Origin of the sequence: Psychrobacter halodurans (assembly GCF_017498075.1) — a bacterium.
GTDB lineage: Bacteria > Pseudomonadota > Gammaproteobacteria > Pseudomonadales > Moraxellaceae > Psychrobacter > Psychrobacter celer.
In genome coordinates this window covers 1-484 of sequence record NZ_JAGBKN010000065.1, presented here as the reverse complement: position 1 = coordinate 484, position 484 = coordinate 1, and the positions used below count along the sequence as shown (strand labels likewise).

Here is a 484-nt window from a genome sequence, read left to right as displayed (position 1 = left end):
CCATTAATGGTAATGGTCAAGGTAGCCGTTGATTTATCACCGTCAGCATCGGTCATGGTATAAGTAATACTATCCTGCAGCGTCTCACCATCATTAAGCGCATTTACATCGGCATTATTATTATCCAACGTATAGGTATAGGTGCCATCAGCATTGATGACAAAGCCACCATAGCTGCCCGCTGCAGATTTTGCTTCAACGGCAGGTGCCCCTTTACCATCCACGCCAAAGTCATCATTGGTGGTCACAATACCACTAGCCACCAATTGGGTGTCTTCTGTCACGCTATTGGCATCATCTTTAGCAACAGGCGCACTGTCGGTAATCGCGATATCTAAACTGCCATTGCTGGTCTTGCCATTACTGTCGGTGGCGATAATAGCAATCTCATCTAAGACAGGCGCATTTTCAGTGTGTTCCTGTACTTCTGGATCATAACTGTAGCTCACCTCTCCTGTCGTAGGGTCATAGCTCTTAACAACCA

At 46.3% G+C, this 484-nt stretch carries 1 protein-coding gene; it reads right to left on the bottom strand.

Features of this window, described 5'->3' with window-relative positions:
- Positions 1-484 (bottom strand): VCBS domain-containing protein (locus J3491_RS11950; RefSeq protein WP_207970361.1); only part of this gene is annotated, 484 nt, incomplete at both ends.